Genomic DNA, 15283 nt, shown 5'->3' with positions numbered 1-15283 from the left:
TCATCGATTTAATAACTTTGTCTGCATTTCAGAATTGAGTTTATCCATTTCCTCAATAAAATGTTTACCACTTGAAACAATTCGTTCATTCGATTCCTCTGTCAGTTCAATTGCTTTATACACATTATCATATGCTTTTCTAAAAGCATCTAATGCAATGGCTGGTTCCTCTAACGTTTTAAGCGTTTCTTGAGTATTTTGCTTAAGCAATTCTGCATTTGAAAGAAGCATCGATTCTGTTGCTTGATTTACGTTTTGTACTGCAGAAATTACTTTCTTTTGATTCGTTAATGCGAGCTGAATCGAAGCTGTAACCGTAATGATATTTTTCGTCATTGTAATTGCATTAAAGATCGCTTCTTCTAACTTTTCATTATTAGCCATTATTAAATCAACTGAAGCTAGAGATTGCTGCAAAACCATGACGGCCTGCTGCATGTTTTTCATACGAGTTATTACTTTAACTTGCCCATTTTTTAATTCATTTTCGTTATCGGCCCATTTCTCAGTCGTCATTTCTTGCTCAAGCATGTCGTGTAATTCTTGGCCGATTGCGATTTGATCGTTTAAATTCCCAATTCTCTCTTTTGCAACGACTTTTAATTCTTTAAGCATGATGTTATCTTCTTGCAATTTATCTTTTCCAGTTAGTAATCCTTCGACGATATGATCGACTTGTGCTTCAACAGTTTGGTAACGTTTCATATACTGCTCAACAGGATTACGTTTTAACATCTTATTAAAGAACTTTTTAAATTGAGAGTCCTGTAAATAATCAGGTTCAAGTTGACCTACTACTTCACGCAGTTCATGAAGCTGCTTAGGTAACGTATTTGATTCATCCCCCATCATTTCTCGTACAGGACGTTTTAACGCTTCAAGTGATTCTCCTGCTTCTTTTTGTTCTGCCTCACCTAAATTATCAAGTTTTTTTAAAAGTTCTTCTAAGTTTGTTTGTGATTTATATGATTCAAGTTCATTTTGATTTGTTTCATCTGTTTTGGATTGATTTTCATTCATCTTTGTATTTTCATCCATGATCACTTACCTCCAACACGTTAATAGATTATTCTCTCTTGTTCTATACGTTGGTGAATTGAAATATGTTTCATTTTTTCTCTTTCTATTATGAACGATTTTTGCTTTACTGGCAATTTATTTGCAGGTATTTCGACAATTATACAAGCAAAATTGTAGTTCAATCTTGACGAATAACGAAATTATCGCTAAACTTCTAACACGGATTATTTTTTTAGAAACAACGAACGTTCGCCTTTGGACGATTGTGCATTTAGCGCGGACTGCTCTTTTTGTTAACTCTTAATGAATTTTTATTCATATTTATGTTTTTCTATTCGGTTTCTGGTGGATTAGCAAAACGGATTCGAGCCTTTATTTGTTACTATGAATCGATTTTTATTATTTTATAGCTATTTTTATCTTGCCAGAAATGAGTATTACTTGAATGGAAATAAGAGTCTAATAAAAGAAATAGGTTACTTTTTAAGATGATGAAACAATGTTTAATGCCTAAACAGCGAACGATGTGTAGAGAGAGAAGTAAAACAACGTAAAAATGGGAGAAAGGGTGGTGTCTATGCGTAACTTAGGTTATCCACTTAAACAAGGACTTTATGATCCGGATTTTGAACATGATAATTGTGGGATCGGGTTTCTTGCGCATATGAAAGGTAGAAAATCTCACAAAATCATTAAAGACGGGCTTTTAATGCTTGAAAATCTTGAACATCGCGGTGGACAAGGCGATGAAATAAATACAGGCGATGGAGCAGGGATTTTGGTTCAAGTACCTGATCGCTTTTTTAAAAAGCAAACACCTTTTGAATTGCCAGAATATGGAGAATATGCTGTTGGTATGCTTTTCTTACCACAAAATAAAGAAATTCGAGATGATTTAAAACGATCAATAGAAGTGATCTTAACTGAAGAAAAGTTGACGCTTGTTGGTTGGCGTGACGTCCCAACAGACGATACTATGCTTGGTAAAGCAGCGTTTAACTCGATGCCAGTGATCGAACAGTTATTTGTCACTTCCAAAAACCAGCTTCAGACGATTGAGTTTGAACGGAAGTTATATGTTGCTAGAAAACGAGCAGAATATGAGTTAAGTGGAAAGGTGAAATTGGAAGAGTCATTTTATTTTGCTAGTTTCTCTAGTAAGACAATTGTATACAAAGGTATGCTGACAACTGCACAAGTCAGTATGTTTTATTTGGATTTACTCGATCCAGCATTTGAATCTGCACTTGCATTAGTTCATTCACGCTTCAGTACGAATACATTTCCAAGTTGGGAGCGCGCCCACCCAAACCGGTATATGATTCATAACGGGGAAATTAATACAATTAAAGGAAATGTCAATTGGATGCATGCACGAGAAGCAAAATTTTCTAACAATGCATTTGGAGGCGACATACAGAAGATCCATCCTGTTATTGATAAAAACGGAAGCGATTCATCTATGTTTGATAATACACTTGAGTTCTTATCATTATCAGGGAGATCACTTGCTCATTCAGCGATGATGATGGTACCAGAGCCTTGGCAGAACAATACCGATATGGACCCTGATAAGCGAGCATTTTACGAATACCACAGTACACTTATGGAACCGTGGGACGGACCGACTGCGATTGTGTTTACAGATGGCGAAAAAATTGGCGCGACGCTGGATCGGAATGGTTTGCGACCATCAAGGTATTATGTAACGGATGATGACTATATTGTGATGAGCTCCGAAGTGGGTGTTTTGGATTTTGCTCCAGATACAATTGTCAAAAAAGACCGTCTTCACCCTGGTCAGCTTTTATTAGTTGACTTAAAGGAAGGTCGCATTATTCCAGACGATGAAGTGAAAAAAGCCATTGTAGCAGAGCATCCATATGGCGAATGGGTAAAAGAGCATTTAATTCAGTTAGAGGACGTTTTGGAAACTTCTGAAGTACACGATACAGAATTGTCCCGAATTCTCGAACGTCAACTTGTTTTTGGATACACATATGAAGAACTTAATAAAATGGTTATGCCTTTAATAAAAGAAGAAAATGATCCAGTAGGTTCAATGGGTTACGATTCACCGCTTGCTGTTTTATCAAAGAAGCCACAACTACTTTATAATTATTTTAAGCAGTTGTTTGCACAAGTAACAAATCCGCCCATTGATGCGATTCGCGAGAAAATAGTGACAGCAAAAGCAACAACAATTGGCGCGGAACGAGATTTGTTAAATCCAGAACCATTAAGCTGTCGACATATTCACTTACCATCTCCAATCTTAAACAATGAAGAGCTAGCAAAACTTCGTACCAATAAAATGGAAGGTTTTTCTGCTAAAACAATTCCTATTTTATTCTCGGCAAAAGATGGAGAAGCGGGGCTAGAAAAAGGGATTGAAGCGCTGTTTGCGAACGCTGATGAAGCAATTAAATCTGGACATACGTTGCTTATTTTAAGTGATCGAGATCTCTGTGAAAAGCAAGCGCCAATTCCAGCTTTACTTGCAGTTTCAAGCTTGCATCATCATCTGATTCGAAGTGGCACAAGAACAGAAGTGAGCATATTAGTTGAATCAGGTGAGCCAAGAGAAGTTCACCATCACGCTTTACTTATTGGCTACGGTGCAGAAGCAATTAATCCTTATTTAGTGTTCGATACGATTGATGAATGGATTCAAAAGGAACTCCTATCCAATTATCATTATGTGGATGCTTGTAAACGTTATGTGAACGGTTCAACAAACGGCTTAATGAAAGTGTTATCGAAAATGGGTATTTCGACAATTCAAAGCTATAGAGGTGCACAGATTTTTGAAGCGGTAGGCATTCACCCTGATGTGATTGAGCACCACTTTACATGGACTGCCTCAAGAATTGGTGGGATCGGTTTAAAAGCAATTGCACAAGAAGTGTTGGAACGTCACGAAATTGCATACTCCAGTCGAGAAGGTGGAGAGGTCGAATTAGAACCGGGCGATGATTTACAATGGCGTCGGAATGGGGAGCCCCATCAATACAATCCTCATACAATTCATATGCTTCAAAATGCGTGCCGAACGGATAATTATGATCTTTATAAGCAATACACAAATGCTATAAATGAACAAACAGAAAAACAAACAACATTAAGAGGGTTATTACGCTTTAAACAGAGCGAATCGATTCCAATTGAAGAGGTAGAACCTGCATCAGATATAGTGAAACGCTTCAGAACTGGAGCGATGTCATATGGCTCGATTTCGGCTGAGGCACATGAAACGCTTGCGATTGCTATGAACCGTTTAGGTGGGAAAAGCAATACAGGTGAAGGTGGCGAAGATCCACGTCGTTTTAAACCAGATGAAAATGGGGATTTGCGTCGAAGTGCAATTAAGCAAGTTGCGTCTGGTCGTTTTGGGGTCACCAGCAATTACTTAGTCAATGCAGATGAAATTCAAATTAAAGTAGCACAAGGAGCAAAACCAGGTGAAGGTGGTCAACTCCCTGGACAAAAAGTCTATCCTTGGGTAGCTGAAGTTAGGGGCTCTACTACTGGAGTTGGCTTAATCTCACCACCACCGCACCATGATATCTATTCAATCGAAGACTTAGCAGAACTGATTCATGATTTAAAGAACGCCAATCCATCAGCTAAAGTAAGTGTAAAACTTGTAGCAGGGACTGGAGTAGGAACCATTGCAGCCGGTGTGGCTAAAGGAAGTGCTGACGGTATTATCATCAGTGGTTATGATGGTGGGACTGGAGCGGCTGCCAGAACAAGCATTAAACATACGGGTCTTCCGTGGGAAATCGGCTTGGCAGAAACACACCAAACGTTGTTGTTGAACAATTTAAGAGAAAGAGTGACGTTAGAAACAGATGGCAAATTAATGACAGGAAAAGACGTTGTGATTGCAGCCTTATTAGGTGCAGAAGAATATGCTTTTTCCACTGCGCCACTTGTGGTATTAGGTTGTGTTATTATGCGTGTTTGTCATTTGGATACATGTCCAGTTGGAATTGCCACTCAGAATCCGGAATTACGCCGAAAATATACGGGTGAAGCAGACCAAATTGTTCGTTTCATGACGTTTATTGCAGAAGACATGAGAGAAATTATGGCTGATTTAGGCGTACGAACAATTGATGAGTTAGTAGGGCGCACTGATTTACTTGAACAAACCAAAGAAGTAGATAATGCAAAAGCAAGAGACGTGGATTTATCTAGTTTGTTGTTTATGCCTGAATTAACTGAAGGGCAACAACGAATTTGTACGAAAAAACAGGACCATAAACTTGGTCAATCGTTGGATGCACGAGAGTTGTTAGATGCTGCGAAACCAGCTTTAGAGGATGGTACTCGCGTTCATTATGCGACAAGTATTCGTAATACAGACCGAGTTGTAGGAACGATTGTTGGTAGTGAATTGAGCAAACGTTACGGTTCAACGGGTTTGCCAGAAGATACGATTGAGTTTTCTCTAGCCGGATCAGCAGGTCAGAGTTTCGGTGCATTTGCTCCAAAAGGAATGACATTAAAACTAACTGGCGATGCCAACGATTATACTGGAAAAGGGCTGTCAGGAGGGAAAATCATCGTTTCACCTGCTAAAGAGGCAACCTTTGTAGCGAGTGATAATGTCATTATTGGAAACACTGCTTTTTATGGAGCGACTAGTGGGAAGGCTTTTATCGCAGGTCAAGCTGGAGAACGTTTCTGCGTTCGTAATTCAGGTGCCCAAGTTGTTGTTGAAGGAATGGGCGAACATGGACTTGAATACATGACAGGCGGTATCGCAGTGACTATCGGTGAAGTTGGAAAGAATTTTGCAGCAGGAATGTCAGGTGGCATTGCTTATGCTTATGATCCTTACAAGACATTTGCTTCGAAGTGTAACCAAGGAATGGTATTGTTTGAAACACTCAATCATGAAGATGAAGGCATTTTGCAATCACTCTTGAATGAACATCAATCCTTAACTGGCAGCATCCAAGCAGAAATGATTTTACAAAGATGGGGAAAATCAAAGGAACAGTTTATTAAGATTATTCCTAGAGATTATAAGCAAATGCTTGATGCGATTGAAACAAGAAAAAAGGAAGGCTTATCAGAAGAACAAGCAATAATGGCCGCCTTCGATGATAAAGTATCCAATAGATCAACCGTAAGTTAAACGCAAATGGTTTGTTCCTAAAGGAATAACAATGCCAAAAGTTGCATGATATTATCTGTAGAACCTACTGGAATGTTTCGTTTTAAATAAGAGAAGAGTGTTAGAAGCACTCTTCTTTTCAACAAGATCTAGTTCGTGTAAGGGAGTGGAAGTAATGGGGAAACCAACAGGATTTTTGGAATACAAAAGGGAAGCACCATCAAAAAGAGACCCCTTTGAGCGAGCGTCCAATTGGCAAGAGTTTCAATTGCTTATGCCAGAAAATAAAGTGCAGGAGCAAGGAGCACGTTGTATGGACTGTGCGATTCCTTTTTGTCAAGCAGGTACTTCTATGGCAGGCTCTGGGGAAATTGGATGCCCAGTTTATAATTTAATCCCAGAGTGGAATGATCTTGTTTATAGAGGGAAATGGAAAGAGGCGCTTGATCGTTTACACAAGACAAATAATTTTCCAGAGTTTACAGGTCGAGTTTGTCCGGCCCCGTGTGAAGGATCGTGTACAGTTGCCATTAATGATGATCCGGTAACAATTAAATCAGTTGAGTACCATATTGTTGAAAAAGGATTTAAAGAAGGATGGATCAAAGCAAAACCACCTAAAAAAAGAACTGGCAAAACAGTTGCTGTTGTTGGATCAGGTCCAGCGGGATTAGCCGCTGCTGCTCAATTAAATCAAGCGGGTCATCTGGTTACTGTATTTGAGAGGGATGACCGGATTGGTGGACTTTTGACGTATGGAATACCTGATGTAAAACTTGCTTATTCAATTGTTGAACGACGAGTTCATCTCCTCGAAGAAGAAGGAATCGTTTTTAAAGCTGGTGTAGAAATAGGAAAAGATATCACAGCTGATGCATTAGAGGAAGAGTTTGATGCTGTTATCCTTGCAACGGGGTCAACAAAACCTAGAGATGTCGACCATGAAGGACGGGAACTAAGTGGTATTTATTATGCGATGGATTTCTTGACTGCAAATACAAAAAGTTTATTAAATTCAAAGCATCAAGATAATGATTATATTTCCGCAAAGGGAAAACATGTCATTGTTATTGGTGGTGGAGACACTGGGGCAGACTGTATCACAACCTCTGTACGACATGGGGCGGCATCAATTACTCAGTTTGACATTAATAAGCAAAAAGGAACATTCCGAAGTGTGGATAATGCTTGGCCACTTTTTCCAATTGTTCATACAGAAGAAGATGCTCATAAAGAAGCAAAAGCAATTTATGGAACTGACCCTAGAGCTTATAAAGTTCAAACAAAAAAATTCATTGGAAATGAGAATGGCCAAATTACTGGTTTAGAAACGGTCGAAGTTGTTACGGAAGTCAAAGAAAATGGCATGAAAATAAGAACTGAGGTACCTGGTACCGAGCAAGTTTGGAAAGCCGACTTAGTACTTCTAGCGATTGGTTTCACTGGACCTGAACAAGAATTGCTTAATCAACTAGGCGTTGAACAAACAAGTAAGCAAACGGTTAAAGCTGAGTATGGAAACTATCAAACATCTAAATCGCATGTGTTCGCAGCTGGGGATAATCGCCGAGGACAGAGTTTGGTAGTCTGGGCCATTCACGAAGGTCGTGAAGCTGCGAGAGAGTGTGACCGCTTTTTAATGGGAAGCACAAAGTTACCGTAATTTTTCACGTTTTTTAACGATTCCTCTATAGGCAAATTTCTTAACCCATGTGATAATAAGAAAAAAGTATATGGAAGAAGGTGGAGGGAGCGTGGTCCGTCGTCATCTTAAAGGCATGATTATGGTCATGCTTAGTCTACTATCTTTTAATCTACCATTAATTGATCAATGGTTTGAGAAAGAAAGCCAACAAGATGCCACTGCAAAATTTAAAAATGATACTCAAAAAGCAATTGTTTACAAAGCTGCAGTTGAAGATTATGACTTATTCCCTGCCGTTGTAGGTTATCCCGCCCAATATGAACATATTGAATTAGAAGCGCATTGGTTAACAGAAAGCATGATTATGGAACAGGCTTACAAACAAGGTATGCAGAAGTTCGGTGAGAATATCGCACAAAAAATTGAACCTGCGTTCAAAGAAGAGATTATGCCAGAGCTAAAACATGTTGTTTCTCAACTATTAATTAATAACCATTTTCATGACCCTGAAGAAATCGGTCTTACACAGAGCCCAGCTTCAGGAAGAGGCGAAAAAATTATGCATGTATTTGACCGGCGAACAGGTGACGATTTACTTCGGTTTCATGTGAGATTGGACCGACCACCAAAAAAAGGTCATGTGTTTCAGTTTCATTATCACATTGCAAATGATAACTACCATGGACACCATTACCTAGGATCCATTTATTGGGGAAAAAATGAACCTCCGCTTTTTACAGCGTGAGGTTTTTTGTTGCAAAAATGTCGTTCTTTTTTAGTGTTTTTGTTACCCCTTTGTTCAATCTTTTGGTACAGTAAGGGTAGAAATTGGTTGTGAAGGAGTCTAAGTAATGGAAGCAGAAAAGAAATTAAGAAAACCAAGGCCATTATGGCTTAAATGGATTATTAGAGTGTTATTGGCATACATTGGCCTACTTGTGCTTGTACTGGCTGCGGCAATTGTAACAATGACTGGAACGTTTACCCTTATTGTTTTGGAAGTTTTTGTAGAAAGTGACTCTTTACGCACGTTTAACAATCAATACCTCGTACCAGCCTCTGAATTTTTGTGGAATTTATTCACAGTTTTAGTTCCAGGTCTTTAATAATGGTAAGTGGAGAAGAATGGACATTTATGATTATCCTGCTAGCATGTTTTGTTAGCGCAGCCATATTTGGAGGAATCGCGCTTTGGAATGTAATGAATCAACGAACAAAACCGCTGTTCTGGAATGTGCCGTTGGCCATCCTTAGTGCGATAGCATTTCTAGTAATTATGTTTTATTTGTTGTTTAAATGAGGTGAATAAGATGGAAATTGTAGAAGCAAAATATAAGACAGGTAGGTACGTAGGAAGGTTATTGGAAGTTAAGGAAGAAGATAACCGGGCGTTGTTTCAAGTGCTTGCTGTAAAGCGCCATCCAAACCAAGGTGACTTACATCAACCTAAACAAGCAGATGTACAAATGTTTCATCAGCGGAAAGCACTAGCTTACCTTGAGAAAACTTGGGTTCCTTATAGTACAGTGAAGCCATTCTCAGGAGAAATCGAGCCGTATGACGCATCTCTTCTTAAAGCATGGTTAGATGCAAAAGAGAAACTTGAAAACGAAGAAACGGATTGGGCTAAACAAAGTCTTTTGCATTTAAACGATTTAGCAAGTGATTATCGAATGACGAAGGATATAAAGGATTAACCGAGGCACTTTAATTAAATGGAGTTGAATGAAAAACCTAGTCCAATATTTAATTGGACTAGGTTTTTGTTGTTATTGCGCAAAAGCAGAGTGTGGCACAAACGGTGAAAGAACAGATTGCAATGCAGTGTTCTCTAGCTCTGTTAGCGGAACTAATGGTAAGCGGACGCCCCCACATGAAATGCCAAATGTGTTTAAAGCTGCCTTTACTGGTGTTGGATTCGGTGCCATAAAGAGTGCTTGCATTACAGGAAATAGCTCGCTTTGCATTGAAGCTGCACGTTTTACATCACCTGCTTCGAATGCAGAAATCATCTGTTTCATTTCTGTACCAATGATGTGTGAAGCGACAGAAACAACACCTTTAGCTCCCAGTGATAGCATAGGTAATGTAAGTGAGTCATCGCCACTATAGACACTAAACTGAGGTGGAGATTGCCGAATAATCGCTGATACCTTATCCATGTTTCCACTTGCTTCTTTTATCGCAAAAACATTTCTATGAGTAGCAAGTCTCAAGGTTGTTTCTACACTCATGTCAACCCCTGTTCTTCCTGGTACATTATATAACATGACAGGAATGGAGACTGCATCTGCAACTTGTACCATATGTTGATAAATACCTTCTTGAGATGGTTTATTGTAATAAGGGACGACAACCATAATCCCGTCGGCACCTAGTGCCTCAGCTTCTTTAGCCAATTCAATCGACTGTAGTGTGTTGTTTGAACCGACACCTGCGATTACGTTCATTCGACCTTTAGAATGAGCAATAGTTGTTTGCAAAAGTAGTTTTTTCTCATCGGCAGTTAAAACAGGTGCTTCACCAGTTGTACCATTAACTACGAGCGTGTCCGTATGGTTATGGTGCAAATGGTCTATTAATGTAGTCGTGGCTTGTAAATCAAGTAAACCGTCTTCAGAAAATGGCGCAATCATCGCCGTTACAATTTGTCCGAAATTCATAAAAAGTCCTCCTAGTTGAACAGTGAAAGAGGAATAAAAAAACAACAATGAATGGGCTCATTGCTGCATCTAGGCAAAGAAATGCCTATGTTGAGATAGCCCCCCATACATACAATTGTATGACAGCACTGCTCTTATTCAGAAACAGCCCCAATAAGCAAATTAAAATGGGTAATCGCTTATTTCGGCATCATCGCCTTTTTAGCCATTTCAACAGAACCCACTTCCTCCATGGCTATACTGATCGATTATGCGCCTCTACTCTTATAGTCTGTTCAGTTTATGGGTTTACCTTAACAAATTTCTATTGTATTTGCAATCATAACTTTCGATGATTGTATCGGTGGGCTTGAAGACAATTAAGAAGCGAGTCCAGCTCTTGTGAGCATTTTACGGTTTTAGAAGCTGTCATGCCAAATTTTTTTGCAATTAAGACCATCTCACTGCGTTTTACTTCAATATCAATGTGAATCATTCTCTTCCACTCCGCTTAACGATTTTTTTCCTCACTGTATTATAGCTTGATTACGCAATAAGAAAAAGAAGTTAGCAAAACTAGTCAAATTAAAGGAAAGTTAGTCAAGATTCGACAGTGTTAGTTTGGTTATCAATTTTTACTCTTCTGCTGCCTTGATGCCATAGTCGGCAATTAATGATTCGTATTCTCGAGACCACAAAGTAAGTGTCAATTGTGCATAACCATAATGTAGTTGCTGGTCTTCAAAGTCCGCTTGATCATTGGCTTCTTGTAACTCTTGAAGTGCAACGACATACGAGTGGTGTAAATCTGGAAGCTGTGTAAAGGGATCAGGAGCTTTGAAGTTCTCTTGTATTAAACCTTCTTCAATAAGACTATTGGTTAACGATACTGTTGCTGCATCATCACCAGTTTCAATTGCAGTCCCTAGAGCAGAAAGTTGGTCTTGAACCGTTCCTAAATAGTTTGCTGTCTGTTTCGCGTATTTTGTGGTTTCATCTGATTGTTTTAGGTAGTAATGATTTACATCGGTTCGGTTTGATAGACTTTTTATTTCATCTGGTTCTTCCTTTGGCGAGGTCCCGTGGACACAGCCTGATAAAAGAACGATTAACAATAAGGCTGCCTTAGCTAGCATTAAAAAATGTCTCATCTCGTCCCACCTCTTATTTTTAGTAACTGTAGTATGTGCATGTTAAAAAGAAGTATTCGGTTGCGTACAAGAAAAAGGGTTCGGTAATTGTCAAGATTCACAAATGATAGCGAGGGACTTTAATACAGCCTTTTCAACATAAATCCGACTAGAGCAAGTGAGAGAACAGTGGTTCATGATTATTGTTATGAAACAAACAAAAAAAGTATTGACTGTTATAATACAATTGCGTATAGTATAAATAAGAAGTCACAATCGTTTAATAAAGAAGGGGGATGTTATAAGTGGCAGAGAAGCGATCAGACCAAAAGAATGTCCAAGAAGAGCCTTCAATACTAGAAATGATTAATAACTATTATTCCTAAGAGCCATTTTTGGCTCTTTTTTTATGTGTTATAACACAGTGTGGAAGTTTTACGAGTCTAAATTCGGGTATAAAAGGAAAAGCGACAATAAGGAGATGTGATGAGTTGAGCACACTTAATGTTAAAACGCATCTTTTCAATCACATGGATCGGTCATAGGAACCGTTAAGATGGAAGAGAGGTAGGGCTTCCGTTGTTTGAAAAGAAGGTTAAGGAGGTTTTACGATGGAAAAGCAACGTCCAACAAAAGAAGAATTACGTTACAAAATTGACGAAATGCGTAAGGTAGAAGATGAGTATCGCAGAGAGGCCTTTATTGAGATTTATGAAGAATATGTTACTTGTTTAGAGGAAGAGATTAAACAGTTGAAAAACTAAGGGGAAAACCAGTTCATCGTAACTGGTTTTTTTTAGCTTAAATCTTTGAAATTAATCAGTTTAGTGTTAAACTGATTAAAGGAGATGAAGCAATGGCGAGAAATAAGATGAAAAAAAATCGTTTAGCGCTAGCGTTGTGGTTTCGCTTGGCTCGTTTTTATCAAACAAGTAACCGTGCATCAACGCGCCATTTATCGAATTGGGGCATCTCATTGCCTCAATTTGATACGCTCGTGCAAATAAGTGTTTTTCAGCCTGTTAGTCAAAATCAATTGGCTGAAAAACTTTTTGTTACGAAGGGGAATATAACGCATACCCTTTCTAAGCTTGAACAAGCGTCACTAATTAAACGGACACAAAATTGGAGGACAAAGACGATTGAATTAACCGATTTAGGAGAGAATTTACTAAAAGAAGTCCTGCCTGAACAATCTGCTTTTCAAGCTTCTCAATTTGCTGCTTTATCAGTATCAGAACAGAAACAGCTGCTTCATTTATTAAGGAAGCTTCATAAAGGCAGCAAAGGAAAGGAGAGGGAAGAATGAAGCCGAAACCTATAAAAGGATTCCATCATATGTCAGCTTACACGGCCGATGCAAACCGTAATGCAGTATTTTATCTAAATGTCCTTGGACTTCGCTTAGTGAAAAAAACGGTTAATCAAGATACCCCTTCGATGTATCATTTGTTTTATGGAGATGAACATGGGACGCCTGGAACAGAGGTGACTTTTTTTGAGCTTCCTTTTGCTGGTAGAACATATAAAGGCACAAACTGTATTTCAAGGACCGGTTTATATGTGTCAAATGACGATGTTTTAACATACTGGATTAATCGTTTTAAAGAAAATGATGTCAACCATGGTAAAACGATTGTTTTTGATGAACGGAAGCAGATTGCGTTTGAAGATTTTGAAGGGCAGCAATATATGCTTGTTGTAGATGAGACCAGACAACAAGAGATTGGAACCACTCCCTGGGTGAAGGGACCAGTAAAAAAAGAACATGCTATTATTGGTCTCGGACCAGTGGAATTAACGGTTTTTTCTGCTAAGGAAACCGCTAACGTATTAACTCATTTATTTGGTTTTTACAAAAAAACAACTATTGAAGATACGACAGTGTATACATCTAATAAGTTCGGAGCAGGGGCTGAATTTCGTATTAAGGAAGACAAAGTCTCTTCAAATGAGAGACCGGGAAGAGGGAGTGTTCACCACATTGCTTTACGAGTAGAATCTAGGCAAGAATTAGAGAAGTGGGCTCTTTTTTTAACAAAACAAAAGCAACAGCACTCTGGTGTGGTCGATCGTCATTATTTTCAATCGATCTATATGACCGACCCAAACGGGATTGTATACGAATTAGCGACTGATGGTCCGGGGTTTGAAATAGATGAAGAAAGTGAAAAACTTGGTGAAAGATTGTCCTTGCCACCTTTTCTAGAGCAGCAACGAGATGAAATTGAAAAAAAACTAAAGCCCATTATTTTAGGAGGATAAAAATGTCTGAGCATATTCATATTTTCAAAAAAGGTAAAAACCCTTCGGGACCAACAATAGTATTGTTACACGGAACAGGTGGTAATGAGAGCGATTTATTTCCCATTGCAGAAATGATTGATCCTGATGTGAACGTTCTAGGTATTCGTGGAAATGTTTCTGAAAATGGTATGCCCCGTTTCTTTAAACGATTGGCTGAAGGTATTTTTGACATGGAAGACTTAAAAAAACGTACGGATGAGCTTCATCAGTTTTTAAAGGATGCATCAAAAGAACATCAATTTAATGTAAATCAATTGATTGCGGTCGGTTACTCAAATGGAGCAAACATCGCTGCAAATGTTCTTTATGAGCACGGAGGCGTATTTCAGGGAGCAATGCTTTTCCATGCAATGGTTCCACAAAAAAGTAAACAACTTCCTAGTTTAACTCACACGTCCGTTTTTGTTGGTGCTGGAAAAAGGGATCCGATGATTCCTGCGTCTGAGACGGAAACATTAATTGCTGACTTAAGAGGGGCAGGTGCTAATGTCGAGGCGTATTGGACGGAAGGTGGGCACCAGTTGACAAGAGACGAGATCGAATCTGCTAAAAGTTGGTATAAGGCAAAATTCAAATAACAAAACAGGCCCTGTTATACACAGCAGGGCTTGTTTTGTTTGATTCACCTAGACAAAAGTGAGTGAAAAGGCTAGAATGCAGGAAAAGGATGAGGAAAAAGAGGGGTCGAGTAATCGTGGCAGAACAAGAGAAAACACGAATTTGGATGTACGCTTTAGCCGGGTTAGTATTTGTAGCAATAGGAATATTAGCTGTTTGGTATGACGTATGGTATCGTATTGTCGTCTTAGGCGTGTTAGTTACACTATTCGTTTTTATTCTAAGAAAGAGTAAAAAGATGGACAGGGTGCTTGAAGAGCTAAAAGCAAACCAAATAATGACTGCTAATCATGATATAGGAAGAAAAAATGATCTAGATGAAACAAAAGAACATGATTTAAGAGCGTTGGAAGAGAAAGAATTTCAATTGCAAAAACTTGATCTAGACCGAACACGGTTGTTTGAGGAATTATTAAGCAAAACTCAACTCGAAGAAGCAGAAAAACGAACGATTCGGGATCGGTTACAGCAAACGGAAAATGAAACTTCTCATGTACGTCAAGAGTGGTTTAATGCGTCCAATCGATTAATGTCAATGATGAGAGGGACAAAAAAGTTATTTATTCGAGAATCACCCATGAAAGAAATTGCAGCATCGATGGACCAAGAAGTGCTTGAATCAGGATCTTTTTCGGCATTAAATAGTGAGATTCAGAGATTGTTACCACGCCTTTCAAAAGAGAGCGAAAATTTATTAGCAAAATCAAATTACATTGATCATGAATTTCAACTGACTCGATCTGGTTATAAAGCGTTATTGCAAGCAAGTGAAGAAGAAAACAAAGCCTGACCA

Annotated in this window: 15 protein-coding genes and 1 riboswitch; of the genes, 11 read left to right on the top strand and 4 right to left on the bottom strand. The window is 38.7% G+C overall.

From position 1 onward, the window contains the following. Positions 1-1038, bottom strand: coding sequence for a toxic anion resistance protein (locus BK584_RS02410; RefSeq protein ID WP_245808792.1), 1038 nt, complete (start codon positions 1036-1038; stop codon positions 1-3). 559 nt (positions 1039-1597) lie between these two features. Here BK584_RS02410 and gltB point away from each other — a divergent pair. From gltB to kapB, 6 genes are all read left to right on the top strand, one after another. Further along, complete coding sequence (gltB, locus tag BK584_RS02405) at positions 1598-6169, top strand: glutamate synthase large subunit (protein ID WP_078391106.1); 4572 nt, start codon at positions 1598-1600, stop codon at positions 6167-6169. Between the two features lie 154 nt (positions 6170-6323). Next, positions 6324-7811 (top strand): glutamate synthase subunit beta, encoded by a 1488-nt coding sequence (locus BK584_RS02400; RefSeq protein WP_078391105.1) that lies wholly within the window; start codon positions 6324-6326, stop codon positions 7809-7811. Between the two features lie 91 nt (positions 7812-7902). Beyond that, entirely contained in the window at positions 7903-8538 is a 636-nt protein-coding gene (locus BK584_RS02395) for a YpjP family protein (RefSeq protein ID WP_169871020.1), read from the top strand. Positions 8539-8644: 106 nt separating this feature from the next. Beyond that, on the top strand, positions 8645-8899 hold the full coding sequence (locus BK584_RS02390) for a hypothetical protein (RefSeq protein WP_078391103.1): 255 nt from the start codon (positions 8645-8647) through the stop codon (positions 8897-8899). Between the two features lie 2 nt (positions 8900-8901). Continuing rightward, the gene (locus tag BK584_RS24445) at positions 8902-9093 is read left to right on the top strand and encodes a hypothetical protein (protein WP_078391102.1); all 192 of its coding nucleotides are present in this window, start codon (positions 8902-8904) and stop codon (positions 9091-9093) included. Between the two features lie 10 nt (positions 9094-9103). Then, a complete protein-coding gene (kapB, locus tag BK584_RS02380) occupies positions 9104-9490 on the top strand; it encodes a sporulation phosphorelay system protein KapB (RefSeq protein ID WP_078391101.1) in 387 nt (128 codons plus the stop codon). Positions 9491-9562: 72 nt separating this feature from the next. On the opposite strand, the gene dapA is transcribed toward kapB, so the two are convergent. The 3 genes from dapA to BK584_RS02365 form a co-directional block, all read right to left on the bottom strand. Further along, complete coding sequence (dapA, locus tag BK584_RS02375; RefSeq protein ID WP_078391100.1) at positions 9563-10456, bottom strand: 4-hydroxy-tetrahydrodipicolinate synthase; 894 nt, start codon at positions 10454-10456, stop codon at positions 9563-9565. Between the two features lie 88 nt (positions 10457-10544). After that, positions 10545-10725: riboswitch (Lysine riboswitch) on the bottom strand. A gap of 50 nt (positions 10726-10775) precedes the next feature. Then, complete coding sequence (locus tag BK584_RS02370) at positions 10776-10931, bottom strand: aspartyl-phosphate phosphatase Spo0E family protein (RefSeq protein ID WP_078391099.1); 156 nt, start codon at positions 10929-10931, stop codon at positions 10776-10778. Positions 10932-11070: 139 nt separating this feature from the next. Next, positions 11071-11586, bottom strand: coding sequence for a hypothetical protein (locus BK584_RS02365; RefSeq protein WP_078391098.1), 516 nt, complete (start codon positions 11584-11586; stop codon positions 11071-11073). Positions 11587-12176: 590 nt separating this feature from the next. Here BK584_RS02365 and BK584_RS24440 point away from each other — a divergent pair. From BK584_RS24440 to BK584_RS02345, 5 genes are all read left to right on the top strand, one after another. Then, positions 12177-12329 (top strand): hypothetical protein, encoded by a 153-nt coding sequence (locus BK584_RS24440; protein ID WP_169871019.1) that lies wholly within the window; start codon positions 12177-12179, stop codon positions 12327-12329. A 92-nt stretch (positions 12330-12421) separates the two neighbouring features. Beyond that, on the top strand, positions 12422-12874 hold the full coding sequence (locus BK584_RS02360) for a MarR family winged helix-turn-helix transcriptional regulator (RefSeq protein ID WP_078391097.1): 453 nt from the start codon (positions 12422-12424) through the stop codon (positions 12872-12874). After that, the gene (locus BK584_RS02355; protein WP_078391096.1) at positions 12871-13830 is read left to right on the top strand and encodes a VOC family protein; all 960 of its coding nucleotides are present in this window, start codon (positions 12871-12873) and stop codon (positions 13828-13830) included. Before BK584_RS02360 ends, BK584_RS02355 begins: the two co-directional genes overlap by 4 nt. Positions 13831-13832: 2 nt before the next feature. Beyond that, a complete protein-coding gene (locus tag BK584_RS02350; protein ID WP_078391095.1) occupies positions 13833-14450 on the top strand; it encodes an alpha/beta hydrolase in 618 nt (205 codons plus the stop codon). 116 nt (positions 14451-14566) lie between these two features. Next, on the top strand, positions 14567-15280 hold the full coding sequence (locus BK584_RS02345; RefSeq protein ID WP_078391094.1) for a hypothetical protein: 714 nt from the start codon (positions 14567-14569) through the stop codon (positions 15278-15280). Positions 15281-15283: the final 3 nt, after the last annotated feature.

Origin of the sequence: Shouchella patagoniensis (genome assembly GCF_002019705.1) — a bacterium.
GTDB classification, from domain to species: domain Bacteria; phylum Bacillota; class Bacilli; order Bacillales; family Bacillaceae_D; genus Shouchella; species Shouchella patagoniensis.
The sequence above is the reverse complement of the archived record's forward strand: the minus strand, read 5'-3'. Positions and strand labels throughout refer to the sequence as shown.